Annotated in this window: 22 protein-coding genes and 1 riboswitch; of the genes, 10 read left to right on the plus strand and 12 right to left on the minus strand. The window is 64.9% G+C overall.

What is annotated here, in order from left to right; genetic code table 11:
• Positions 1-160 precede the first annotated feature (160 nt).
• A complete protein-coding gene (locus tag EB230_RS07155; protein ID WP_056575503.1) occupies positions 161-1,981 on the minus strand; it encodes an ABC-F family ATP-binding cassette domain-containing protein in 1,821 nt (606 codons plus the stop codon).
• A 1-nt stretch (position 1,982) separates the two neighbouring features.
• Positions 1,983-2,642: a thiamine diphosphokinase gene (locus EB230_RS07160; RefSeq protein WP_056575506.1), complete on the minus strand. Its 660-nt coding sequence runs from the start codon at positions 2,640-2,642 to the stop codon at positions 1,983-1,985.
• A gap of 87 nt (positions 2,643-2,729) precedes the next feature.
• A riboswitch (TPP riboswitch) is annotated at positions 2,730-2,845 on the plus strand.
• Positions 2,846-2,888: 43 nt separating this feature from the next.
• Between EB230_RS07160 and thiB the strand changes: the two genes are divergently transcribed.
• The 4 genes from thiB (at position 2,889) to EB230_RS07180 (ending at position 8,159) form a co-directional block, all read left to right on the plus strand.
• Entirely contained in the window at positions 2,889-3,887 is a 999-nt protein-coding gene (gene thiB / locus EB230_RS07165; RefSeq protein ID WP_056575509.1) for a thiamine ABC transporter substrate binding subunit, read from the plus strand.
• A 178-nt stretch (positions 3,888-4,065) separates the two neighbouring features.
• Positions 4,066-5,661 (plus strand): thiamine/thiamine pyrophosphate ABC transporter permease, encoded by a 1,596-nt coding sequence (thiP, locus tag EB230_RS07170; RefSeq protein WP_056576470.1) that lies wholly within the window; start codon positions 4,066-4,068, stop codon positions 5,659-5,661.
• Positions 5,654-6,430: a thiamine ABC transporter ATP-binding protein gene (gene thiQ / locus EB230_RS07175; RefSeq protein WP_056575512.1), complete on the plus strand. Its 777-nt coding sequence runs from the start codon at positions 5,654-5,656 to the stop codon at positions 6,428-6,430. The genes thiP and thiQ overlap by 8 nt, the downstream gene beginning before the upstream one ends.
• A 259-nt stretch (positions 6,431-6,689) precedes the next feature.
• Positions 6,690-8,159 (plus strand): M48 family metalloprotease, encoded by a 1,470-nt coding sequence (locus EB230_RS07180; protein ID WP_056575515.1) that lies wholly within the window; start codon positions 6,690-6,692, stop codon positions 8,157-8,159.
• Between the two features lie 161 nt (positions 8,160-8,320).
• On the opposite strand, the gene EB230_RS07185 is transcribed toward EB230_RS07180, so the two are convergent.
• Complete coding sequence (locus EB230_RS07185; RefSeq protein WP_056575518.1) at positions 8,321-9,184, minus strand: RNA polymerase factor sigma-32; 864 nt, start codon at positions 9,182-9,184, stop codon at positions 8,321-8,323.
• Between the two features lie 320 nt (positions 9,185-9,504).
• On the opposite strand from EB230_RS07185, the gene EB230_RS07190 reads away from it, so the two are divergent.
• The 3 genes from EB230_RS07190 to EB230_RS07200 all read left to right on the plus strand — a co-directional run bounded on the left by EB230_RS07190 (position 9,505) and on the right by EB230_RS07200 (position 11,861).
• A complete protein-coding gene (locus EB230_RS07190; protein ID WP_056575520.1) occupies positions 9,505-10,278 on the plus strand; it encodes an amino acid ABC transporter substrate-binding protein in 774 nt (257 codons plus the stop codon).
• A gap of 138 nt (positions 10,279-10,416) precedes the next feature.
• Entirely contained in the window at positions 10,417-11,097 is a 681-nt protein-coding gene (locus EB230_RS07195) for an amino acid ABC transporter permease (protein ID WP_056575523.1), read from the plus strand.
• A complete protein-coding gene (locus EB230_RS07200; RefSeq protein WP_056575525.1) occupies positions 11,094-11,861 on the plus strand; it encodes an amino acid ABC transporter ATP-binding protein in 768 nt (255 codons plus the stop codon). The genes EB230_RS07195 and EB230_RS07200 overlap by 4 nt, the downstream gene beginning before the upstream one ends.
• A gap of 86 nt (positions 11,862-11,947) precedes the next feature.
• Here EB230_RS07200 and EB230_RS07205 read toward each other — a convergent pair whose 3' ends face one another.
• The 6 genes from EB230_RS07205 to EB230_RS07230 all read right to left on the minus strand — a co-directional run bounded on the left by EB230_RS07205 (position 11,948) and on the right by EB230_RS07230 (position 19,956).
• On the minus strand, positions 11,948-12,529 hold the full coding sequence (locus tag EB230_RS07205) for a CarD family transcriptional regulator (RefSeq protein WP_010911999.1): 582 nt from the start codon (positions 12,527-12,529) through the stop codon (positions 11,948-11,950).
• Positions 12,530-12,900: 371 nt separating this feature from the next.
• The gene (gene fdxA / locus EB230_RS07210) at positions 12,901-13,239 is read right to left on the minus strand and encodes a ferredoxin FdxA (protein ID WP_008873823.1); all 339 of its coding nucleotides are present in this window, start codon (positions 13,237-13,239) and stop codon (positions 12,901-12,903) included.
• A gap of 249 nt (positions 13,240-13,488) precedes the next feature.
• Complete coding sequence (locus EB230_RS07215) at positions 13,489-13,875, minus strand: RNA-binding S4 domain-containing protein (protein WP_056575528.1); 387 nt, start codon at positions 13,873-13,875, stop codon at positions 13,489-13,491.
• Positions 13,876-13,890: 15 nt separating this feature from the next.
• Positions 13,891-17,253: a helicase-related protein gene (locus tag EB230_RS07220; RefSeq protein ID WP_172371941.1), complete on the minus strand. Its 3,363-nt coding sequence runs from the start codon at positions 17,251-17,253 to the stop codon at positions 13,891-13,893.
• A gap of 709 nt (positions 17,254-17,962) precedes the next feature.
• Positions 17,963-18,688, minus strand: coding sequence for an acetoacetyl-CoA reductase (phbB, locus tag EB230_RS07225; RefSeq protein ID WP_056575534.1), 726 nt, complete (start codon positions 18,686-18,688; stop codon positions 17,963-17,965).
• 89 nt (positions 18,689-18,777) lie between these two features.
• Positions 18,778-19,956: an acetyl-CoA C-acetyltransferase gene (locus EB230_RS07230; RefSeq protein ID WP_056575538.1), complete on the minus strand. Its 1,179-nt coding sequence runs from the start codon at positions 19,954-19,956 to the stop codon at positions 18,778-18,780.
• 86 nt (positions 19,957-20,042) lie between these two features.
• Here EB230_RS07230 and EB230_RS32950 point away from each other — a divergent pair, with 86 nt between their 5' ends.
• Positions 20,043-20,171: a hypothetical protein gene (locus EB230_RS32950; protein ID WP_274534603.1), complete on the plus strand. Its 129-nt coding sequence runs from the start codon at positions 20,043-20,045 to the stop codon at positions 20,169-20,171.
• A gap of 81 nt (positions 20,172-20,252) precedes the next feature.
• Positions 20,253-20,864 carry a polyhydroxyalkanoate synthesis repressor PhaR gene (phaR, locus tag EB230_RS07235; protein WP_056575541.1) on the plus strand — a complete coding sequence of 204 codons (612 nt, stop codon included), beginning with the start codon at positions 20,253-20,255 and terminating at the stop codon, positions 20,862-20,864.
• Positions 20,865-20,903: 39 nt separating this feature from the next.
• Here the strand turns inward: phaR and EB230_RS07240 are convergent, their stop codons facing one another.
• Complete coding sequence (locus EB230_RS07240; RefSeq protein WP_056575543.1) at positions 20,904-21,386, minus strand: GNAT family N-acetyltransferase; 483 nt, start codon at positions 21,384-21,386, stop codon at positions 20,904-20,906.
• Positions 21,383-21,802, minus strand: coding sequence for a rhodanese-like domain-containing protein (locus EB230_RS07245; protein ID WP_056575546.1), 420 nt, complete (start codon positions 21,800-21,802; stop codon positions 21,383-21,385). The genes EB230_RS07240 and EB230_RS07245 overlap by 4 nt, the downstream gene beginning before the upstream one ends.
• Positions 21,803-21,910: 108 nt before the next feature.
• On the opposite strand from EB230_RS07245, the gene ftrA reads away from it, so the two are divergent.
• On the plus strand, positions 21,911-22,894 hold the full coding sequence (gene ftrA / locus EB230_RS07250; RefSeq protein ID WP_056576473.1) for a transcriptional regulator FtrA: 984 nt from the start codon (positions 21,911-21,913) through the stop codon (positions 22,892-22,894).
• Between the two features lie 5 nt (positions 22,895-22,899).
• Here ftrA and EB230_RS07255 read toward each other — a convergent pair whose 3' ends face one another.
• Complete coding sequence (locus EB230_RS07255) at positions 22,900-24,051, minus strand: citrate synthase (protein WP_056575550.1); 1,152 nt, start codon at positions 24,049-24,051, stop codon at positions 22,900-22,902.
• Positions 24,052-24,053 lie beyond the last annotated feature (2 nt).

Genomic DNA, 24,053 nt, shown 5'->3' on the forward strand with positions numbered 1-24,053 from the left:
AATGGCCTCCGCAACATGCGCATAATGTATGCGCATTCTTGCACGGGAGCAATAATGGAGTGGCTCTGGCTGGTGGTCCCGGTTTCCGCCATGGCTCTGGGCGTTCGTCGCTTCAATCGACAAATCGTTGTCGATTGATCGGCCTACGGCCGAACGCTCCTCACCCCTCCATCTCTTCCCGTAGCATCTCCAGCTCCAGCCACTCTTCCTCGAGCGCGGCCAGCGTCGCGCGTTCCTTGTCGAGGGCGGCGATGGTCTTCTGAAACGAGGCCGGGTCGCGCTCGTAATAGGCCGGGTCGGCGATGTTGTTCTCCAGCCGCGAGATCGACGCGGTCACCGCCTCGATCTTCTTCGGCAGCGATTCCAGGGCGAATTTCTGCTTGAACGACAGTTTTTTCGCGGGCCCTTTTGGGGTTGCCGGTTCGCTCTTGCCCGCCGCCGGCGTATCGGCGGCTTCCGCCTTGGCGCGGGCCTTGCGGTCATCGAGCCGGGTGCCGCCGCGCTGCGCCAGCATGTCGGAATAGCCGCCGGCATATTCGACCCAGCGGCCGCCGCCGTCCGGCGCGATGACGCTGGTCACGGTGCGGTCGAGAAAATCTCGGTCGTGGCTGACCAGTATGACGGTGCCGGCAAAACCAGCGACCAGTTCCTGCAGCAGCTCCAGCGTCTCCATGTCGAGATCGTTGGTCGGTTCATCGAGCACCAGCAGGTTTGCCGGCCGCGCGAGCACGCGCGCCAGGATCAGCCGCGCCCGCTCGCCGCCGGACAGTTCGCGCACCGGCGTGCGCGCCTGCTCCGGCTTGAACAGGAAATCCTTCATGTAGGAGACGACATGGCGCTGCTCGCCATTGATGACGAGGTTTTCGCCGCGCCCGTCGGTGAGGTATTGCGCCAGCGTCTCCTGTGGGTCGACCGCCTCGCGCTTCTGGTCGAGCGTGGCGATTTCCAGATTGGTGCCGAGGCGCACCGAGCCGGCGTCCGGCGGCAATTCGCCGGTCAGCATCTTCAGCAACGTGGTCTTGCCGGCGCCGTTCGGCCCGACGAGGCCGACACGGTCGCCGCGCTGGATGCGGGTCGAGAACCCCTTGACCACGGTGAGATCGCCGAAGCTCTTCTCGATGTTTTTTGCTTCGATCACCAGCTTGCCGGATTCGGCTGCATCGCTCGCCACCATGGTGGCGTTGCCTTCGGCGCCGCGATGGCCGCGGAAGCGCTGGCGCATGGTCTGCAACTCGCCGAGGCGGCGCATGTTGCGCTTGCGCCGCGCCGTGACGCCATAGCGCAGCCAGTGCTCCTCGCGCACGATCTGGCGGCCAAGCTTGTGCTGCTCGCGCTCTTCCTCTTCCAGGATGAGATCGCGCCATTCCTCGAAATGGCCAAAACCCTTGTCCAGCCTGCGGGTCTGGCCACGGTCGAGCCAGACGGTGGCGCGTGACACGCGTTCGAGGAAGCGGCGGTCGTGCGAGATGACGATGAGCGCCGAAGAGGTGCGGACGAGCTCTTCTTCGAGCCATTCGATGACGGACAGGTCAAGGTGGTTGGTCGGCTCATCAAGCAGCAGAATGTCGGGTTCCGGCGCCATGACGCGGGCGAGGGCTGCGCGCCTGGCCTCGCCGCCTGAGAGATCGCCCGGCCGCTCTTCGCCCGACAATCCAAGATGCTCCATCAGATAGGAGGCGCGGTAGGGATCGTCGGCGGGCCCGAGGCCCGCCTCGACATAGGCGCGCACGGTGGCGAAACCTTCCATGTCGGGCATCTGCGGCAGATAGCGGACCGTCGCCGAGGGTTGGCGGAAGACTTCGCCGTCCTGCGGCTCGATAAGGCCGGCGGCGATCTTCAGCAGCGTCGACTTGCCGGAGCCATTGCGGCCGACCAGCGCGATCTTGTCGCCGGCCGAAGCGGTCAAGGCGGCGCCGTCGAGCAGTGGCGTGCCGCCGAAGGTCAGTTTTATCCCGTCGAGATTGAGAAGAGGCGGGGCCATGTCAGCTTTCGGGCAAGGGATAGGGATGGACGAGCAGCAGCGCGCGGCCATGGCCGAGCGCGATGTCGAGGCGGCCCCCGGTCTCGTCGAACTTGACCTCGTTGGAGATGGTCAGTGATGAGCCGAAGGCCACCTCGACCTGGTTCAGCGGCCATTTGGCTCCGGTGACGGTCAGGCCGGCAAGTTCGGAAAAGCCGAGGATCGAAAATAGCGTGCCGTCGGCATAGTCGAAGCCGGCCTTTCCCAACAGCAGGGGCACGCCTTCCTGGGCGCCGCTGGTCAGCAGCACCTCCGTTCCGGCCTCGGAAAGGCGCAGGGCGAGCGCCAGATGCAGGAAGGCATGGTCGGCGCGCTTGCCGCCAAACGCGCCCGCCAGCACAAGGCGGGTCGCGCCGCGCTCAAGGGCCGCCGCGATCGCCAGTTCTCCGTCGGTCTTGTCTTTTTCCGCCGGGAAGGTCTGGCGGGGCACCGCGGCGAGGTCGGCGGGCAGGTCGGCCGGCACCGAATCGAAATCACCTACCCACAATTCCGGCACAAGGCCGAGCAGCCTGGCGTGGCCGATGCCGGCGTCGGCGGCGATGACGCGTGAGCCCTCGACCTGGCGGTCGAGCCGGGGCGTGCGGATGAGATTGCCGCCAAGCAGGATGGTGAATGTGCTCATATCCGGTGGCCTGTACCAGCCCGGCGGCGGAAACGGAAGGCGGCAAACTCCCACTTGCGCGGTTCCTCGGCCGGGCCTATGTGTCGAAACGCTCTAACGGGGTGCCGGACGCGATCTTTCGCGGACCGGCTGAGAGGCAGTCTCGCCAACCCGCTGAACCTGATCCGGTTTGTACCGGCGGAGGGATTAGACGTTTCGGACAGTCCGACGCCTCAATTCCTTGTCACGCGAACGAAGGAGGCGCCGATGCGCACGCTTTTATACTCTCTTGTCTCAGCCATGGTCGTTGCGTTGTCGGGGCCGGCCTTGGCCAAGGACAAGCTCACCGTCTACACCTATGAAAGCTTTACCGCCGACTGGGGTCCAGGTCCCGTGGTTAAGAAGGAGTTCGAGGCCGAATGCGGCTGCGACGTCGAGTTCGTCTCGGTCGCCGATGGCGTGGCGCTGCTCAACCGCGTCAAGCTCGAAGGGGCGTCGACCAAGGCCGATATCGTGCTTGGCCTCGACACCAATCTCACCGCCGATGCCAAGGCTAGCGGGTTGTTCGCGCCGCATGGCGCGGTAAGCGACGTCAATGTGCCGGGCGGCTGGAGCGACGATACTTTCGTTCCGTTCGACTACGGGTATTTCGCCGTCGTCTACGATACCGAGAAGCTGAAGAGCCCGCCCAAGAGCCTGAAGGACCTGGTCGAAGGCAGTGCCGACGACAAGATCGTCATCCAGGATCCGCGCACCTCGACGCCGGGCCTCGGCCTGTTGTTGTGGGTGAAGTCCGTCTATGGCGACAAGGCGCCGGAGGCCTGGGCCAAGCTCAAGGCCAAGGTGCTGACCGTGACGCCCGGCTGGAGCGAGGCCTATGGCCTGTTCACCAAGGGCGAGGCGCCGATGGTCCTGTCCTATACGACGTCGCCGGCCTACCACATGGTCGCCGAGAATACGCAGCGCTACCAGGCGGCTTCCTTTGAAGAGGGCGAATACCTGCAGATCGAGGTCGCCGGCATCACCACGACCGGGGCCAGGAACCCGCTGGCGGCAAAGTTCATCGCCTTCATGACCGGACCGAAATTCCAGGACGCGATCCCCGAGACCAACTGGATGTTCCCGGCCGGCAAGACCGACAAGCCGCTCAACCCGGCCTTCGACAGGCTTGTCAAGCCGACCAAGACCTTGCTGTTCAGCCCGGAGGAGGTCGCGGCCAACCGCAAGCCCTGGGTCGATGAATGGCTGGCGGTGATGAGCAAATGAACGCGCTCTTCACCCTCCCCCTTGTGAGGAGGGTCGATCCGCGCAGCGGAGCGGGGTGGGGGCTGCGACACTGAGCACTGCCTCACCCCCACCCAGGCTCGCGGACACCGCTTCGCGGCATCCGCGCTCCGACCCTCCCCACAGGGGGGAGGGTGGAAGGCGCGCATCTGACTCCCGCATCACCGCCGGCATCATCGCGCTCGCCGCGATCACGCTGCTGATCGGTGGCGCGTTTGCCGGCTTGCTCGTCGAAGGCGCTCATGACTTCTCGGGCGCGTGGGCGGCCTTCGATCCCTATCTCCTTCGCGTCGTGCGCTTCACGCTCTGGCAGGCAATCCTTTCGACGCTGCTTTCGGTCATCCCGGCACTCTTCGTCGCACGCGCCCTGTCGCGGCATCCGCGCTTCCTTGGCCGCGCCTTCATCCTGCAGCTCTTTGCCGTGCCGCTGGCGCTGCCGGCGATCGTCGCGGCGCTCGGCATCCTGGCGCTCTACGGTCGCGCCGGCTACTTCGCCGGGCTGTTCAGCGCGATTGGCGGCGGGGGCTGGCCTGGCATTTACGGCCTGTCCGGCATTCTCGTCGCCCATATCTTCTTCAACCTACCGCTTAGCGTGCGACTGCTGCTCGAGGCGCTGCAGACCATTCCCGCCGACCAGTGGCGGCTGGCGAGCCAGCTCGGCATGGGCGCGCGGCCGGCGTTCCGGTTGATTGAATGGCCGACGCTGCGTGCCGCTCTGCCTGGCGTCGCCGGGCTGGTCTTCATGCTCTGCATCACGTCTTTCACCATCGTTTTGACGCTCGGCGGCGGGCCTGCCGCGACGACGCTGGAGGTCGGCATCTATCAGGCGCTGCGCTTCGATTTCGATCCCGCGCGCGCGGTCGCCCTGACATTGCTGCAGATCGCCCTGACCTTTGTCGTGGTGCTGGCGCTGACGCGGCTTGGCGCCAACGTCGTCGGCGACACCAACCTGCCGGTCGCGCCGCGCCGCTATCTCTCCGTCAACGGAACCGAGGCGTCGCTGAACGCCGCGCTCATCGTTTTGGCGCTGCTGTTCGTTGTCGGACCGATGGCCGCGACCGTGGCCGCCGGTTTGGGCGCCGATCTCGGCCGGCTCGCCGGCGAGGCCGCCGTCCGGCAAGCGACGCTGACCAGCGCGGTGCTCGCCTTCCTGTCGGCGCTGCTCTCGGTGATGCTGTCGCTGGCGCTCACCATGGCGCGGCGAGCGCTGGCGCTGGGCCGCCGTGCCGGGCCAAGGACATTGCTTGAGCACGCAACCGACACCGGCGCGGGGTTCGTCCTGGTCGTGCCGCCCATCGTCATCGGCGCCGGCTGGTTCCTGTTGCTGCGCCATGCCGGCGATGTCTTCGCCGTGGCCCCGGTGATGGTTGTCACCGTCAATGCTGTCATGGCGATGCCGTTCGCGCTGCGGGCCGTCCGTCCCGCCTATGACGCGGCGAGCGAGCGTCACGAACGGCTCTGCGCGCAGCTCGGCATTGCCGGCTGGGCGAGATTGCGGCTGGTCGACTGGCCATCACTGCGGCGTCCGCTCGCCACCGCTTTTGCTTTCGCCATGGCGCTTTCGCTCGGCGATCTCGGCGTGATCGCGCTGTTCGGCAGTGATTCCGTGCAGACCTTGCCCTACCTTCTCCTGGCGCGCATGGGCAGCTACCGCACCGAGGACGCCGCCGGCCTGGCGTTGTTGCTTGGCTTCGTCTGCCTCGCATTGGTGCTGGCCGCGGATTGGCTCGGCAGGGAAAAGGTCGGCAATGTCTGACGGGGCAATGGACAGGAAGGGCGTTCCGGTGCGGCTGGACAAGGTTTCGTTCAGCTATGGCGAGGCTCCGCTCGCCTTCGATGTCACGTTCGCCGCGGCGGAAATCACCGCCATCATGGGGCCGAGCGGTTCGGGCAAGTCGACGCTGCTCAACCTCATAGCCGGGTTCGAGACGCCGTTGTCCGGCCGCGTGCTGATCGGCGGGACCGACGCCGGCGCCGCGCCACCGGCTGAACGGCCAGTGTCGATGGTGTTCCAGGAAAACAACCTTTTCGCCCATCTGTCCGTCGAGCAGAATGTCGGGCTCGGCCGCTCGCCATCGCTGCGGCTGACGGAGGCGGACCGCGCTGATATCGCCGGGGCGCTGGCGCGCACAGGCCTTGGCGGCAAGGAAAAACGCTTGCCGCGCGAGCTCTCCGGCGGCGAGCGCCAGCGCGTCGCCCTGGCGCGCGTGCTGGTGCGTGATCGCCCGGTGCTTCTGCTCGACGAGCCCTTCGCTTCGCTCGGGCCAGCCTTGCGTGACGACATGCTCGATCTGGTCGCCGGCGTGCATGCGGAACGTGGCATGACGGTGCTGTTCGTCACGCATCAGCCGGAGGACGCCCGCCGCATCGGCCAGAATGTGGTGTTTCTGGACAATGGTATTGTGGCGGCGACCGGCAGCGCGGGCGATTTCTTTGCCGGGGCTGGTCCCGATGCGTTCCGGCGCTATATCGGTGCCAGTGCCGGGAATGCCGTATCACGAGATATTGCCCGGAAGCGGACATAATTTACGGTCAAACCGGCCTCAGGCGATGGGGCGCTTGCTTGCCATGGCAGAAGTAGTGTGGCTAGGTCCGCCCTACTGGTCCGGCACAAGCCGTGATTTGCCTACAGCATCCGCCGCACGTCTCGAGGGACGCGTGACGGATGCTGTAGAAGTTTGTTTTTTGCGCATGACAGGTTCCGAAGATCGCCCCCGATTTTCGTGGTCATGCGCCAGGACCTGAAAGGAAGCCGTTCTGGCGATCGGCGTTGACAAGCTGCGAATGAATCCACTGGCGCGCTTTCTGGCGCTGGCCGGCTTTGCCGTGGCGCTTGCAAGCTGCCAGATGTTCACGCCTCCGGAGGTCCAGGAATCCGGCTTCCAGCCGTCCGACAAGCCGATCACGGTCGACAATGTCGCCGCCAACAACAAACTCGCCGAACTCGCCAAGGCGCAGCACCCGCGCATCCTGGCCACCTATGGCGGCGAGTATTCCGATCCCAAGCTCGAGCGCATGGTCGCCAAGGTGGTCGGCAACCTGACCGTCGTGTCGGCGAACCCGACCCAGACCTACCGCATCACCATCCTCAACTCGCCCAACGTCAACGCCTTCGCGCTGCCGGGCGGCTATCTCTACATCACGCGCGGGCTGCTGGCGCTGGCCAATGATTCGTCCGAACTCGCCGCCGTCATCGCGCATGAGATGGGTCACGTCACCGCCAACCACGGTCTGCAGCGCCAGCAGCTCGAGGCCGAGGAAGGCCTGGCGACCAAGGTGGTCTCTGACGTGCTGGGTGACAGCCCGACCGCCAAGGCGGCACTGATCCGCGGCAAGCTCAGGCTGGCGCAGTTCTCGCGCAACCAGGAGCTTGAGGCCGACGCCATCGGCATCAAGTCGATCGGCGAAGCCGGCTACGATCCCTATGCCGCCGGCCGCTTCCTGCAGTCGATGTCGGCCTATACCGATTTCCGGTCGATCAGCGGTGCCACCGATGCCAGCCTCGACTTCCTGGCCACGCATCCAAACACGCCGCAGCGCATCGACCTGGCGCAGCGCCATGCCCGCCAGTTCGGCGCACCCGGGGTCGGCACGCGCGACCGCGATTCCTTCCTCGCCGGCATAGATGGCCTGCTCTACGGCGATACACCGGAGGAAGGCTATGTGCGCGGCGAGACCTTCCTGCATCCGGGGCTCGGCGTGTCGTTCACGGTGCCGGACGGTTTCATCATCGACAATTCGGCGGCGGCGGTGACAGCGACCGGGCCGGGCGACATCGCGATCCGCTTCGACGGCGTTTCGATCGACAAGAACCGCGCCTTGACCGACTATATCAGAAGCGGCTGGGTGGCTGGCCTCGACGACAGCACGGTCAAGCAGGAAACCATCAACGGCAACGAGGCGGCGACCGCGCATGCCGGCGCAGAAGGCTGGCAGTTCGACATAGCGGTGATCCGCGCCGGCGGTCAGGTCTACCGGCTCCTGACCGCGGCTCCCTCTGCCAGCACCTCGCTGGACACGGTCGCGCGCTCGGTCAGCGGCTCGTTCCGTATCCTGAGCGCCGCTGAGAAGGCGGCCTTGAAACCGCTGCATATCCGCGTGCTCACCGTGCAGCCGGGCCAGACCATGGGCACGCTCGCCGCGCAGATGGTCGGCGTCGACCGCAAGCTCGACCTGTTCCGGGTGCTCAATGCGCTGTCGCCGGGGGCCGCGGTTTCGGCCGGCGACAAGGTCAAGATCGTCACCGACAAGTAAGAGCACGCTCCAAACTCACTTCGCTGGACGCCTGCCGCGGGTTTTTGTGCTTCCGGTTCTCATGGACTTAGAGTCCACTCCGCTCCGGTTCTCGAAACCCACGCCATTCGCCTCAGCGGAGCGAGTTTTCAACGCGCTCTTGATCCCGTGCTTTTGAGCGGTCAGGCGGCTGTCGCCAGAAACTCCGGATTCTGCTTCACCAGCGCGACCTTGAGCTTTTCCATGGCGCGCGCCTCGATCTGGCGGACGCGTTCCTTGGAAATGCCAAGCGTCTCGCCAAGCGCCTCGAGCGTGGCGCCTTCGTCGTTCAGCCGGCGCTCCTCGATGATCCTCAGTTCGCGCGCGTTAAGCGCACGAAGCGCCTCTCGCAGCCAGAGCGAGCGGCGCGCGACATCGATCCTGTCGCCGACGATCTCGTCGGGCAGGGGATCGTCCGAGACCAGGAAGTCCATGCGCTCGGTGCCGCCTGAATCGTCGGCAAGCGGCACGTTGAGCGAGGAGTCGGGTGCCGACAGCCGCGAGTCCATCATCGCCACATCAGCCTCGGAAACGCCAAGCGCAACCGAAACTTCGCGGTAGAGCGTTGTGTTGGAGAGCGGCTCCGCACCGTTCGCCAGCCGGGCGCGCAGGCGCCGCAGGTTGAAGAACAGCGCCTTTTGCGCCGAACTGGTGCCGCCGCGCACAATCGACCAGTTGCGCAGGATGTAATCCTGCATCGAGGCGCGGATCCACCACGTCGCATAGGTCGAGAACCGCACTTCGCGTTCCGGCTCGAAGCGGGCGGCGGCCTCGAGCAGGCCGACATGGCCTTCCTGGATCAGGTCGCCGAGCGGCAGGCCGTAATGGCGGAATTTCGAGGCCATGGAAATGACCAGCCGCATATGGGCGACGGTGATGCAGTGCAACGCGTTCTGGTCGTTGTCTTCCTTCCAGAGCAGGGCCAGCCGATGCTCCTCATCCCGTTCGAGATAGGGAGCCTTCATCGCCGCGCGGACCATGATCCGTCCTGCCGTGTCTTCCATCATGAGGCGCTCCCTGGTTCAGGCGATACGACTTGCGAACTTGGCAGGGCACCGGTTGAAATCGCCGCGTCGCGCCCTAGAACAGCCAAAACTGCCATGCGCGAGAAAGGTTCCGCTGGCGCGGGCGGGCGAGTGACGCTGTTCAGGCGATTTCAAACCGTCGCCCGGACGCCTCGGACGCTGCTAACAATCCCTTTTTGAGAATTACGTTTCGGAAATTATTTGTTTTTGAAATCTGATTCCTTATTCTTTCTGTCGGCATCTGTCATTTTCCAGCCCTCACAACAGGCCGGATTTCAGGCCAAGGACGGGATCACAAAAAGATGAAATGGCTCAAGTCGCTTATCGTCGCCGGAACGCTGCAGGCCTTGGCGGTCACTTCAGGCCATGCGGGCGCCAATCTCGATCAGATCAAGCAGGCCGGCGTCATCAAGGTCGGCACGGAAGGCACATACGCACCCTTCACCTATCATGACGCTTCGGGCGCGCTGGTCGGCTTCGACGTCGAGATCGCCAAGGCGATCGCCGACAAGCTGGGTGTCAAGGTCGAGTTCCTTGAAGGCAAGTGGGATGGGCTGATCGCCGGTCTCGACGTCAGCCGCTATGACGCCGTCATCAATGAGGTCGGCATCACCGACGCACGCAAGGCCAAGTATGATTTCTCCGATCCCTACATCGCTTCCAAGGCGGTGCTGATCGTGCGCGGCGACAACAATGACATCAAGACTTTCGCCGACCTCAAGGGCAAGAAGTCGGCGCAGTCGCTGACCTCGAATTTCGGCAAGCTGGCCGAGGCCAACGGCGCCGAGCTCGTCGGCACCGACGGCTTCGACCAGTCGATCCAGCTTCTGCTGACCGGCCGTGCCGACGCCACCATCAATGACAGCCTGTCGTTCCTCGACTTCAAGAAACACAAGCCCGACGCCAATGTGAAGATCGCCGCGCAGGAAGAAAACGCCGATTATTCCGGCGTTATCGTGCGCAAGGGCGATCCCGAGCTGGTCGCGGCCATCAACAAGGCACTGGCCGATATCAAGGCCGACGGCACCTATAAGAAGATCGCCGACACTTATTTCGGCCAGGACGTTTCGAAGTAGTTGATTATCGGGGCCGGTTTTTCGGCCCTGCAACATGCCCAGCGGCGAGCCGTCTTTGACGGCCCGCCGCTTTTGTCGTGATATGGCGCCTGCATTCGCATTCCGATAACGCCGCCGCGATCATTCTGGGGGTCTTTCGTGCCGCACTGGCTGCAACTGATGCTGGAGTCGCTGCCTTCGCTGCTCTGGGCCGCTCTCATCTTCACCGTGCCGTTGACGCTGTTGTCGTTCGTCCTCGGCCTGACGGTTGGCCTCGGCGCGGCACTTGGCCGGCTGTTCGGACCAAGGCCGCTGGTCGCGGTCGTGCGCTTCTATGTCTGGATCTTCCGCGGCACGCCGCTCCTGGTGCAACTGTTCCTGATCTTCTACGGCCTGCCGTCGCTTGGCATCCTGCTCGACGCCTTCACGGCAGCGTTGATCGGCTTTACGCTCAACATCGGCGCCTACACGTCGGAGATCATCCGCGCGGCAATCGGCTCCGTGCCGAAAGGCCAGTGGGAAGCCGCCTATTCGATCGGCATGACCTGGAGCCAGGCGATGCGGCGCACCATCCTGCCGCAAGCCGGCCGCGTCGCGGTGCCGCCGCTTTCCAACACCTTCATCTCACTGGTGAAGGACACGTCGCTGGCCGCCGCCATCACCGTGCCGGAGATGTTCCAGGCGGCGCAGCGCATCGTCGCCACCAGCTATGAGCCGCTGATCCTCTATGTCGAGGCGGCGATCCTCTACCTGGCGATGAGTTCGGTGCTGTCGGCCTTGCAGACGCGGCTGGAGGAGCGGCTCAACCGCTATGGCGGCTTCCTGGAGGCGCGCTCATGATCGGCCTCACCAATATCGAAAAGCGCTTCGGCGACAATCTGGTGCTGAAGGGCGTGACAGTCGCCATTGCGGAAGGCAGCGTCACCGCGCTGGTCGGCCCTTCAGGCGGCGGCAAGAGCACGCTCTTGCGCTGCATCAACCTGCTGGAAATCCCGACCTCGGGCACGGTGCGCATAGGCGACGAGACGCTCGAGTTCCGTCCGGGCATCAAGGTGCCGGCGAGCGACATCAGGCGGTTGCGCCTGCAGACCGGCATGGTGTTCCAGAATTTCCAGTTGTTCCCGCATCGCACCGCGATCGAGAACGTCATGGAAGGCCTGGTCACGGTGCTGAAATGGTCGCCCGAGAAGGCCCGCGAGCGGGCGCTCGCCTTGCTGGAAAAGGTCGGGATGGCGCACAAGGCCGACGCCTGGCCGGCGACGCTGTCGGGCGGCCAGCAGCAGCGCGTGGCGATTGCCCGCGCCCTGGCGCCATCACCGAAGGTGCTGCTGTGCGATGAGCCGACTTCGGCGCTTGATCCTGAATTGGCGCAGGAGGTGGTCGATGTGCTTGGCAAGCTCGCCAGCGAAGGCACGACCATGGTGATGGCCACGCATGACCTGCGGCTTGCCTCCAAGATCGCCCAGGAGGCGGTGTTCCTCGACGCCGGCGTCATCGTCGAGAAGGGGCCGTCCACGGTGCTGTTCGGCAACCCGGAGCGAGAACGGACGAAGCGGTTCATCGCGACGCTGAAGCAGGAGGCGGAGAGGGAAGGCGGCGGCTGAACTCTCTACCCCCTTGTGGCGAGTGCAAGTCAAAACAAAAAACCCGGCGCGAGGCCGGGTTTTTCGAATTCGAAGGCCAAAGAGCCTCAGGCAGCTTCTTCCTGCTCGGCTTCCTCATTGTCAGCCTTGGCGCCGCGCTTAGGGCCCTTGTTGAGGTTCACCTCGATCAGGCGCACGGCTTCGGTTTCCGACATGCGGTTGACGGCCGCGATCTCGCGGGCCATGCGGTCGAGCGCGGCCTCATAGAGCTGGCGTTCGGAATAGGACTGCTCCGGCTGATTGTCGGCGCGGTAGAGGTCGCGCACGACTTCCGAGATCGAGATCAGGTCACCCGAATTGATCTTGGCATCATATTCCTGGGCGCGGCGCGACCACATGGTGCGCTTGACGCGGGCGCGGCCCTGAACGACCTTGAGCGCGCGCTCGACATAATCTTCCTCCGACAGCTTGCGCATGCCGATGGAGGTCGCCTTGGCGACCGGCACCTTCAGGCGCATCTTGTCCTTCTGGAAGTCGATGACGAACAGTTCCAGCTTGTGACCCGCCACTTCCTGCTCGTCGATCGACACGATTTGGCCGACGCCGTGCGCCGGGTAGACGATGTACTCACCAGTCTTGAAACCGTGACGCGCTCCGGTGGACTTCTTCTGCGGGGTGATCGTTGCCATTACGCCCTGAACTCCTTGTTGTGGTACCGGCGTCCTGCCGGCCCGAACTCGTGCGACCGGGGAAACCGATCGTTAGCCGCACAACAGGTGAACCCACCGGAAAGGCTGGGACCGGCAAACCGCATGGATTGCGACCGCCTGGCCCAGATCGCTCTGGTCCGGAATGGGATTTTTCACCTTTCAGTGATTTGGGGCGTCTGCGCCATAAATCGACGTTGTGTCACCGGCATGTTTCGCTGATGTAACACAAAAAGTCGGAAGAATCAAGGTTTTGCTGCGTTCGCGCAGGCCACAGGTTCGCGCCGCCTGTCAAGGCGGTTTATGTGACATGTCTCTTACGCTGCGTAATACCGGCCTTTACGGCCGCATTGTCAATCGCCTTCACCGGGCTCGGCCGAGAAGTATTTCTCGAACTTGCCGGCCTCGCCGTCGAAGGTCTTGGCGTCTGCCGGAGGCTCCTTCTTGGCGGTGATGTTGGGCCATTTCTCGGCATATTCGGTGTTGATCTGCAGCCATTTGTCGAGGCCTGGCTCGGTGTCCGGCTTGATCGCGTCGGCTGGACATTCGGGCTCGCAGACGCCGCAGTCGATGCACTCGTCGGGATGAATGACGAGCATGTTCTCGCCTTCGTAGAAACAGTCGACCGGACAGACCTCGATGCAGTCCATGTATTTGCATTTGATGCAATTGTCGGTCACGACATAGGTCATCGGTCGGCTCCGGGACGCCCCAGCTTTAATGGGCCAGTTTTGTTGGGCTTTTTCCGTGAGGTAACGCCTTTGTCCGTCGCTTGCAAGGGCGGCCATGCGCGGCGGCATCGTCGTTTCCGGAATGGAATTCCAGACATCGGGTACGGCGGAAGCCTGTCATGTCCTCGGGAGGGTCTTGTTTGCGGGGTTCGGCTTTGCCCCAAGCCGCGTCATTGACGTGAAGTCGTTATGCGGTGTTGAGCGACGGGATCATTCTTCGCCAAGCAAGCGGTCGGTCTGCCGGCGTTCTTTCTTGGTGGGGCGGCCGCTGCCGGCCTCGCGCAGCGCCGGAATCGCATCGGGAAGGGCCTCACCCTTCGGTGCGGGTGGCGGCGACATGTCCTCATAGAGGGTGCGGGCTTCTTCCGCCGGGCCGCGCCGGACGCCGGCGCCGATCACCTTCCAGACGAAAATGCGCCGGTCCAGCGTGATGGTCAGCACGTCGCCCGGCTTGACCAGATCAGAGGCCTGCGCTGCTTTGTCGCGATTGATGCGCACGCGCCCGGCGACGACGAGCTTCGCCGCCAGCGAACGCGATTTCACCGCGCGTGAGAAGAACAGCCATTTGTCGATGCGCTGGCGGCCTTCGGCAACCATCGAACCCTACCGAGCCTACTTCTTCAGCTGGTCGCGCAAGGCGGCGAGCTTGGCGAAGGGCGAGTCTGGATCGAAGCGCACCGGGCGTTCCTCGCGCGGCTTCGGCTGGAAGGCCGGCTTGGCGCCGCCCTTGCCGCGATCGGGGCCACCCTTGCCCTCGGGCCGGCCACCCTTCCAGTCGGGGCGGCCTTCGCGGCGTTCGGGACGATCGCCCTGGGGCCGACCGTCACGGCGCTGTTCACCTTCACCCGGTGGCTTGGGCTTGAACTTCGACCGGTCGAAGCGCGGCTTGCCGGCGCCGTCACGCCGCCCTTCATGGGCGGGGCGCTCTCCGGGAGCAGCCGTGGCCGGTGCGCCGCCGGAGTCGGCCGGTGCATTGTTTCGGCCGCGCGCTTGTCCGTTGCGCTGGCGATTGTTGCGGCCTTCGTGATGGCGGGGGCGCTGCTCGAAACGGCCCTGGCGCCACAACAGGATCGGCTTGGGCGCTTCAGCTTCTGGAGCGGGCTCGCCGGGGGGCGCTTCGGTAGGCACGTCCGAAACCGCTTCCGTCGCGGGTGCAGCTTCGGGAACTGGCTCCACTGTGGCTTCGACGGATTCAGCTTCCGCCTCTGGCTCGGCAGCAGGTTCAGCAGTTGCTTCGGCGACAGCCTCAGTTGCGGGCTCTTCCGCGACTTCGGCCGAAGCTTCGGTTGGCTCTTCCGCGACAGGTTCTGCTGCGGCTTCCGCGATGACCTCGGCCGGAGCTTCGACAGCAGCCGGTTCCGAACCCTCGATCGCTGCCTCCGCCGCAGCATCTGTCGCGGCAGCCTGCGCAGCCCTGGCCTGCTCGGCGCGTGTGGCTTCTTCCGCCGCAAGCCTGGCTGCTGCGGCTTCCCGTGCGGCAGTGTCCTGCGCTTCCAACCGCGCCTTGACCTCCGCCGCCGGCTTCGGCTCGGCGCGATAGCCCAGGCCCTTGAGGATCTCTTCCATGTCGTCGGCGGTTGCGCCGAGGATCGACATCATCGGCGGCGTCACCATGAAGGACTGGCCGTCATAGGCGCCGTCCGGACGCTGGCCGAGGCCAGGCTTCCAGTTGGTCGCCGGACGGATCAGGTCGGCCAGCCGCTCCAGAATGTCGATGCGCACGGCGCGGCGGCCGAGATTGCGGTAGCCGGCGAGCTTGTAGAAGGCCTTGTCGAAGGCCGGATCGATGACCACCGAAGTGCGGCCGGACGCCAGCGCATGGACCACGTCGCCAAAGCCGGGCTTGTCCTTGCCGTCATTCTTCAGCGCCCACAGCAAGGTCACCAGTCCGGCGGGTGCCGGCTTGATCAGCGCCGGGACGAAGACATGATAGGCGCCGAAGCGCACGCCAAGCCGGCGAAGCGCCGCGCGACCCTCCTGGTCGAGCGACTTCATCTCCTCGGCAATGTCGCGGCGGTTGATGAGGCCGAAATTCTCGACCAGCTGGAAGGCGATACCACGGCCGATGCCGGAAATCTGGTCGGCGTTCTTCAGGTCGACCAGCGGCTTCAGCAGCGACTCGATCTGGAAATTGACGAAACGTTCGGCGCGCGCGGCGACCTTGTCGCGCGCTGGGCCGGTCAGCTGTTCGTCGGCCAGCAGCACGAGGCGCGGCTTCAGCGCGTCTTCGCCGGAGACCAGCGTGCCGATCGGCGCGCCGATCCAGCGCAGCGTGCCGTCCGAGCCAAGTGCCAGGTCGCCATTGGCGCAGGCGCCAAAACGGTCGGCGCGCGCCTCGAATTCGGCGGCCAGCGCCTTTTGCGCGGCGGTGCGCACGGCCTTGGCGTCTTCGCCGCCGGCGGTCTGGTCGGCGGTGAAGCGGAACCCTTGCAACTCGCCGACATGATGGCCTTCGACAAGGACGGTTCCGGTAGGGCTTATTTCGGCTTCAGGCATGGTATTTTCTCTAAGGCGCCGCATGAGGACGGAAGTCCTGCGGTCTACGAAGCGTTTCGTCAACCGCTCATGCAGCGCATCCGACAATCTGTCTTCGATTTCGCGCGTCTTTTCCTGCCAGTGTGCCTGATCGGCCAGCCAGCCGGGCCGGTTCGACACGAATGTCCAGGTGCGGATCTGGGCAATCCGGTGCGACAGCGTGTCGATGTCGCCCTCGGTGGTGTCGGCGCGGCGCACTTGCTCGGCCATGTAATTCTCGTCGACATGGCCTCGCTTGGCGAGGTCCATATAGATCGACGCGATGAGGTCGGCATGCTGCGCCGGGGCGATCTTGCGGTAGTCGGGCAGCGCGCAGGCTTCCCACAGGAGCGCCACGCGTTTGGCGTCGGTCGCCAGCGCGCGGATATCCTCGTCGCGGGAAAGATATTCGAGCGCCTGCGCGTCGACCGCCGGCAGAGCGCGCGTCAGACCCTCCACCGGAGCGTTGGTCTCGATCGAGCGCTTCAGCGCGTCCAGGCTGGCGAAGTCGAAATGCGCGGTGCGCCACTGCAGCACCTTCACCGGATCGAAGTCATGGCTTTCGATCTTCTTGACCAGTTCCTCGTCGAGCGGATCGACCTGGCCGGTGACGCCGAAAGTGCCGTCGCGCAGATGGCGTCCGGCGCGGCCGGCGATCTGGCCGAGCTCGGCCGCCGTCAGGTTGCGGTACTGGTAGCCGTCGAACTTGCGGTTCTGGGCGAAGGCGACATGGTCAAGATCGAGGTTGAGGCCCATGCCGATGGCATCGGTGGCGACGAGATAGTCGACATCGCCCGATTGGAACAATGCCACCTGGGCGTTGCGGGTGCGCGGCGAGAGCGCGCCGAGCACGACGGCGGCGCCACCTTGCTGGCGTCGGATCAGCTCGGCGATGGCATAGACCTCGTCGGCGGAGAAGGCGACGATCGCGGTGCGGCGCGGCAGGCGCGTCAGCTTCTTCGAGCCCGCATAGGCGAGATGCGAAAGCCTTGGCCGCGTCACCACGGAGACGCCCTTCAACAGGCGCTGCAGGATGCCGTGCATGGTGGCGGCACCGAGCAGGAGCGTTTCCTGGCGGCCGCGAAGATGCAGGATGCGGTCGGTGAAGATGTGGCCGCGCTCGAGGTCGCCGGCGAGCTGCACCTCGTCGATGGCGACGAAGGCGGCGTCGGTCTCGCGCGGCATGGCCTCGACCGTGCAGACCGAATATCTGGCGCCTGGCGGCTGGATCTTCTCCTCGCCAGTGATCAGAGCGACTTTATGGGCGCCGACCTTTTCGCAGACGCGCGTGTAGACTTCCCGCGCCAGCAATCTGAGCGGCAGCCCGATGACACCGGTTTCATGCGCCACCATGCGCTCGATGGCGAGGTGGGTCTTGCCGGTGTTGGTCGGCCCAAGCACGGCGGTCACGTCGCGGCCCGACAGGATCAGCGGCTCGGTATGTTTCGGCTGGATGTTCATCGGCTCGGAAATAAGGCTTTCTGGCCTCTCATTGTCGGGAGCGTGCCTTCAAACTGGCGCGTATGACAGGCGACACATAGGGATTTCGTGCGCGAAGCGAAAGCGGAATGTTCCGTGGGCGGCTCGAAGGCCTCTTTGCACAGCGCTAAATTGGCTATCGCTTAACTGATGGAACGAGTCTGGAACGAATCGGCGACGAATCAGTGACTCGACCAGATTCAGCTTTTGTTCACGGCTATATGTGGATTTCGTGAGCGTGACTCTCACCACATGCTGAATCCCTGAACTGGCCCGTTTTATGCTAAGCGACCTCAGCTATTAAGCTTTGCCGAGAAACGACGGCGGCGGCACGATATCCATCACTCAAGATTATGAAATTGTTAATCTTTCTGAATTTGGTGTTAAGGAACTGTGGGCGATTCCGGCCAGTTAACGTTAACTTGCGCTCAAAGCCGGAACGAATCGGCTACAAATCAGCGCCGGCGGCGTTTTCCCTTTTTGTTCTCCAATAACTTGTGTTGTGAACAGCTTTTCCACCGACAATCCACAGGCTTGGCCACAGGGTTCCGCACAGGCGGCGCTGCCGCATTAGCCCCTGCGTGCGGGATTCAGGCATTGCGCTGCGGCGGGGCTTTTTCGCTTCCAAGGCATCAAAGGAAACGGACCGGTTTCCCGGTCCGTTCGCTACGGTATGAAGCCGTCGGACGTCTCAGGCGAAGTATTGGCCGCCATTGGCGGTGAGGGTCGAGCCGGTAATGAAGCCGGCATCCTCGGAAGCGAGGAAGACGACGCAGCGCGCGATCTCTTCCGGCTCGCCGAGGCGGCCGACCGGGATCTGCGGCAGGATGCGCTCGTTGAGCACCTTCTCATCGATTGCCTTGACCATCTCCGTGGCGATGTAGCCGGGGCAGATGACGTTGACGGTGATGCCGGCGCGGGCGCCCTCCTGGGCGAGGGCCTTGGTGAAGCCGATGTCGCCGGCCTTGGCGGCGGAATAGTTGACCTGGCCGGCCTGGCCCTTCTGGCCATTGATCGAGGAGATGGTGATGACGCGACCGAACTTGCGGTCGCGCATGCCGCCCCACAGCGGGTGCGTCATGTTGAAGACGCCGGAAAGATTGGTGTCGATGACCTCTTTCCACTGCTCACGGGTCAATTTGTGGAACATGGCATCGCGGGTGATGCCGGCATTGTTGACCAGCACCGAGACCGGGCCGAGATCGGCCTCGACTTGGCTGATGCCGGCGGCGCAAGCGTCATAGTCGGCGACCGACCATTTGTAGACCGGAATGCCGGTCTCGGCCTTGAATTTCGCCGCCGCCTCGTCGTTGCCGGCATAGTTGGCCGCGACCGAATAGCCGGCGTTCTTCAAGGCGATCGAGATCGCCGCGCCGATGCCGCGCGATCCGCCCGTGACGATTGCAACCTTGGTCATGCATTTCCCCTTTTTGATATCGCCCTGTTGTCGGGCTTGGCAGGCACTGGATATGAAAGGGGCGGCTTGCGCCGCCCGTTCAGTATTTTTCAGAGGGCTTCCACACACAGGGCGACGCCCATGCCGCCGCCGATGCACAGGGTGGCCAGCCCCTTCTTGGCGCCGCGACGGCGCATCTCGTAGACCAGCGTATTGAAGATGCGGGCGCCCGAGGCGCCGATCGGGTGGCCGATGGCGATGGCGCCGCCATTGACGTTGACGATCGAGGGATCCCAGCCCATGTCCTTGTTGACGGCACAGGCCTGCGCGGCGAAAGCCTCGTTGGCCTCGACAAGGTCGAGATCGCCGACCGACCAACCGGCCTTTTCCAAAGCCTTGCGCGAGGCGGGGATGGGGCCGGTGCCCATGATCGCCGGATCGACGCCGGCGGTCGCCCAGGAGGCGATGCGCGCCAGCGGGGTGATGCCGCGCCGTGCGGCTTCCGCTTCACTCATCAGCAGCGCGCCGGCGGCACCATCATTGATGCCGGAGGCGTTGGCGGCGGTCACGGTGCCGTCCTTGTCGAAGGCCGGCTTCAGCTTGGTCATGGCGTCCAGCGTCGCGCCATGGCGGATGTATTCGTCCTGGTCGACAATCGTGTCGCCCTTCTTGCCCTTGATGGTGAAGGCGACGATCTCGTCCTTGAACTTGCCCGCCTTCTGCGCCGCCTCGGCCTTGTTCTGCGAGGCCAGCGCGAACTGGTCCTGGTCGTCACGGGTGATCTGGAACTGGCGGGCGACGTTCTCGGCGGTGTTGCCCATGTGATAGCCGTTGAAGGCATCCCACAGCCCGTCCTTGATCATGGTGTCGATCATCTTGTAGTCGCCCATCTTGACGCCACCGCGCAGATGCTGCGCGTGCGGCGACAGCGACATCGATTCCTGGCCGCCGGCGATGATCACCTTGGCGTCACCGGTGGCTATCTGCTGCATGCCGAGTGCAATGGCGCGCAGGCCCGAACCGCAAACCTGGTTGAGGCCCCAGGCGGTGGTCTCCTTCGGCAGGCCGGCAATGATCGAGGCCTGGCGGGCCGGGTTCTGGCCCTGGGCCGCGGTCAGCACCTGGCCGAGGATGACCTCGTCGACCTCCGCCGCTTCGACTCCGGCGCGTGACAAAAGTTCCCTGATGACGACGGCGCCGAGCTCATGCGCCGGCGTGGCAGCGAACGCGCCGTTGAAGGAGCCGACGGCCGTGCGCGCGGCGCTGGCGATGACGATGGAATCGGACATTTTCTTCTCCAGACTTCAAGGATGTTGTTCTGTCGTTGAGGACTTTTCTTGCCCTTTCCCAACCCCAAGTCAAACCGGAAATCGGCATGGCGCCCGTGCGCGCCAAGCAGGTCACGCTCCGCCATGCCTTCGGGCTGGCCGCTGCTGCGCAGCATATTTTGCCTGCTATGCAGCATTATATGATCCCGCACTGCACAAACTGCTTGGAATTATGAGGCTTTTGCGCATATCCTCAAAAAGGGCGCAATCGTTACCGGCCGCTTACTCAGGCGCGCCGGTGTCCGGGGAGGATGCAGATGGCCGCAAAAGACGACCCGATCATTATCAAGAAATATGCCAATCGCCGCCTCTATAATACGGGGACGAGCACCTATGTGACGCTCGAGGATCTGGCCGAGATGGTCAAGAAGGGCGAGGAGTTCACCGTCCAGGACGCCAAGACCGGCGACGACATCACGCATCCGGTGCTGACCCAGATCATCTTCGAGTTGGAGAACAAGGACGGGCAGAACATGCTGCCGATCCCGTTCCTGCGCCAGCTGATCGCCTTCTACGGCGACCAGATGCAGATGATCGTGCCGAGCTTCCTCGAACAGTCAATGATCGCCTTCTCCAAGGAGCAGGAGCGCTTTCGCGAGCAGATGAAGGGGGCGATCGGCAAGTCGCCGCTGGACGTGATGAAGATGGCGACGCCGATCAAGGCGCTGGAAGAACAGACGCGCCGCAACATGGAGATGTTCCAGAACGCGATGCGGCTGTTCACGCCTTTTCCGCCCGCGGGCTCGGCACCGGCCGCGGCCCCCGCCGAGCCGGCCAGGAAGGACGCGCCGGCCGAGAAATCCGACGATCTACAGCAGCTGAAGGACCAGATCGCGGCCATGCAGCGCAAGCTCGATACGATGTCGTAAGCCGGCAGCGGGTCGGGCGCAGCCCAACCCGGCCGTGCCTTATCCGTCGATGGTCAGCTTCCACAATTCCCAGGTGTCGTCGGCCCGCCCGTCAAGCGAGCGATAAAAAGCCTTGGCCGGCATGTTGGAGTGCAGCACCGTCCACTTGATGGCGGATGCACCGATGCTGGTGGCATGGTCTCGGAGCCGCTCGACAAGGGCGCGGCCGACCGACTTGCCGCGCGCCGCCTCAGCCACGTAGAGTTCCTTGAGCACCACGACTGGCTTCAGATCGTAGGTCCAGGGGATGAGATAATGGACGGCGATGCCGACGATTACGCCGTCGACCTCCGCCACGAACACGCCGAAGCGGGGCGATGGCCCCAGCCCATGGTCGACGATGTCGGCCTCGGTGACCCGGAATTCGTCGTCATAGCCCTCGAAGACGGCGAGCGCCCGCATAAGGGCGAGCACCGCGCCGACATCCCGCCGCTCGAACGGACGGACGACCGCTTTGCGCGCTGGGCTCGGCGTTGCGGTCATGCCCTCGGAGTGCCAGGCGCCTTGCCGGAGGCGAAAGGAAGCTCTTCATCCTGCCAGCCTGTCATGCCACCGATCATGACCTTCACCGGCAGGCCGAGGCTGGCCAATTTGAAGGCCGCCCGATCCGCGCCATTGCAATGCGGCCCGGCGCAATAGACGACGAACAGCGTGCCTGCCGGCCATTTCGCCATTCGGTCGGCCGAGATCTCGCGGTGCGGCAGGTGGAGCGCGCCCGGCACATGGCGGCGCTCATAGGCTTGCGGCGAACCGACCACATGCAGAAGGACAAAGTCCGGCTCGCCGGCGCGCAGTGTCGCGGCGACGTCGGAACAGTCGGTTTCGACCGAAAGCCGGCGCAGGAAATGGTCGCGGGCAATCTCCGGCGATGCCGCCGGAATGTCTGTCACGTAGCTCATCAAGGGTCTCCATCTCAGATGGAGCCGGTCTCCATCTCTGATGGAACCGAGGTAGCGCACCGGGCCAGACGATTGCAGCTGGCAGCTTTGCCATATATCGTCAAGATCATGCCAAATCCGCCTCTCGCCAATCCACTGGTCGTTGCCGTCGCCTATGACGGGCTGTGCACGTTCGAGTTCGGCGTGGCGGCCGAGATGTTCGCCTTGCCCAGGCCGGAGATGGGCGCGGATTGGTATCGGTTTGCCGTCGCCGGCATCGATGCCGGCGAAATGCGCGCGATGGGCGGCGTGCGTGTCGTCGCCGATGGCGGGCCCGATCTGATCGGCGAGGCCGGCACGGTGATCGTGCCGGGGTGGCGCGGTGTGGAGTGTCCGGTGCCGCCCTCGCTGGTCGAGGCGCTTCGGGCGGCCAATGAGCGGGGCGCACGCATCCTGTCCATCTGCTCGGGCGTCTTCGTGCTCGCCGCGGCCGGCCTGCTGTCGGGCAAGAAGGCGACCACGCATTGGCGCTACAGCGAGAAACTGAGGGAGATGTATCCCGACATCACCGTGGTTCCGGACGTTTTGTACATCGATGAGGGGAATGTGCTGACATCGGCCGGCAGCGCGGCGGGCATCGACCTGTGCCTGCATCTGGTCCGGCGCGACTTCGGCACCAAGGCCGCCAACATGGTGGCGCGACGCCTGGTCGTGCCGCCGCATCGCGACGGCGGCCAGGCGCAATATGTCGAGAGCTCGGTTCCCGAGCCTCATGAACGCAGCCGGCTCGGACCGTTGATCGACAGGATGCGCGCGGATATTTCCGCCGACTATCCCATAGCCACCCTCGCCAATCTGGCCGGAATGAGCGAGCGGACATTCTTGCGCCGGTTCGCGGCCGCTACCGGTGTCACGCCGGCGCGCTGGCTGCTTTCGGAACGGCTATCGCGGGCGCGCACATTGCTGGAAGAAACCGCCATGCCGATCGAGCGGATTGCCGAGACCGCCGGATTTGGCGCGGCGGCGACGTTGCGGCATCATTTCCGCCAGCAATTCGCAACGACGCCCGCCACTTACCGGGCGCGGTTCGGAACCAGTGCCAACCCAGCCTGACGGCCTCACAGCTGTCCGGGCAGCAATCCCTCATAGCGGCCGCGCGGGCGGATGATGCTGCCGCTCACGATCTGTTCGACCATATGCGCGGCCCAGCCGACGCTGCGTCCGAGCGCGAACAGGTGGAACGGCGCATCGCGCGGCAAGCCCAGGCCGCGCGTCAGCACGGCGAGGGCAAAATCGATATTCGCCGGAGCGCCGGTGGCGGCAATGGCGGCGGCTTCCAGCGACCGCAATGTCTCGTCTGTGTTGCCGATGGCGGCCAGAAGCGCCGCGGCCCGGGGATCGCCTTCGGGGTAGAGCTGATGGCCGAAACCCGGCAATGGCCGGTCATGGCCGAGCCAGCGCCGGATCGTTGCATCGGCGCCGTGCCGTGCCGCATCTTCGGCGAGGTGCATCACCGCCTCGCCGGCGCCGCCGTGCCGCGGGCCCGACAGCGTCGTCAGTCCCGCCAGCAGGCAAGCGGCGGGTGAGGCTCCCGTGGAGGCGGCGACGCGAGCGGCGAAGGTCGATGCATTGAGTTCGTGATCGGCGAGCAGCACGAGGGCGCGCCGGATCGCTTCCGCCCCGTCTTTGCCGACCGACCAGCCCCGCGCCAGTCGCCGATGCACCGGCTCCGGCCCCGCCTCGGCCCCGAGGGCGCCGGCCAGCACGCCGATCGCGCGCGCCGCGTCGGCGCATAGCGAGGCGGCGCTGCGTCCAAGCGAAGGCCGCGCCTGGCCGGCAAGCAAGGCAAGTTGCGCGAAGGCCGGGCCTCGGCCGAACTGGCGCGGCGCATCTGGCGGCGGCGCCTCGAAGCGGACCGGTTCAGGCAGGGCCCAAAGCACAGCGGCGGTTTCTTCCAGCGTCGCATGGTCGGACAGCGCAACGGCGTCCCGGCCCCGATAGATGAGATGGCCGTGCCAGACGGTCGAGATCGCCGTTGCGATCGACGGCTCGCCCCAGGCGATGGCGCTTTCGGCGATGGCGGAGGGGCTGCGCCCGCGTGCCCTTCGCGTTGCCAGCGCGGCGATGTCGTCGGCGCGATATTCGCTGCGGCGTGGGTCAGCGCGGTCCGGGCGCATGCCAATGCGACCGCGGCTGACATAGGCGTAGAGCGTCTGCGGCCTCACCCGCAGCCTTTCCAGTGCCTCTTCCCGCGACAACCATTCGGACATGG

It is taken from the genome of Mesorhizobium sp. NZP2234 (assembly GCF_013170765.1).
GTDB classification, from domain to species: Bacteria; Pseudomonadota; Alphaproteobacteria; order Rhizobiales; family Rhizobiaceae; genus Mesorhizobium; species Mesorhizobium loti_D.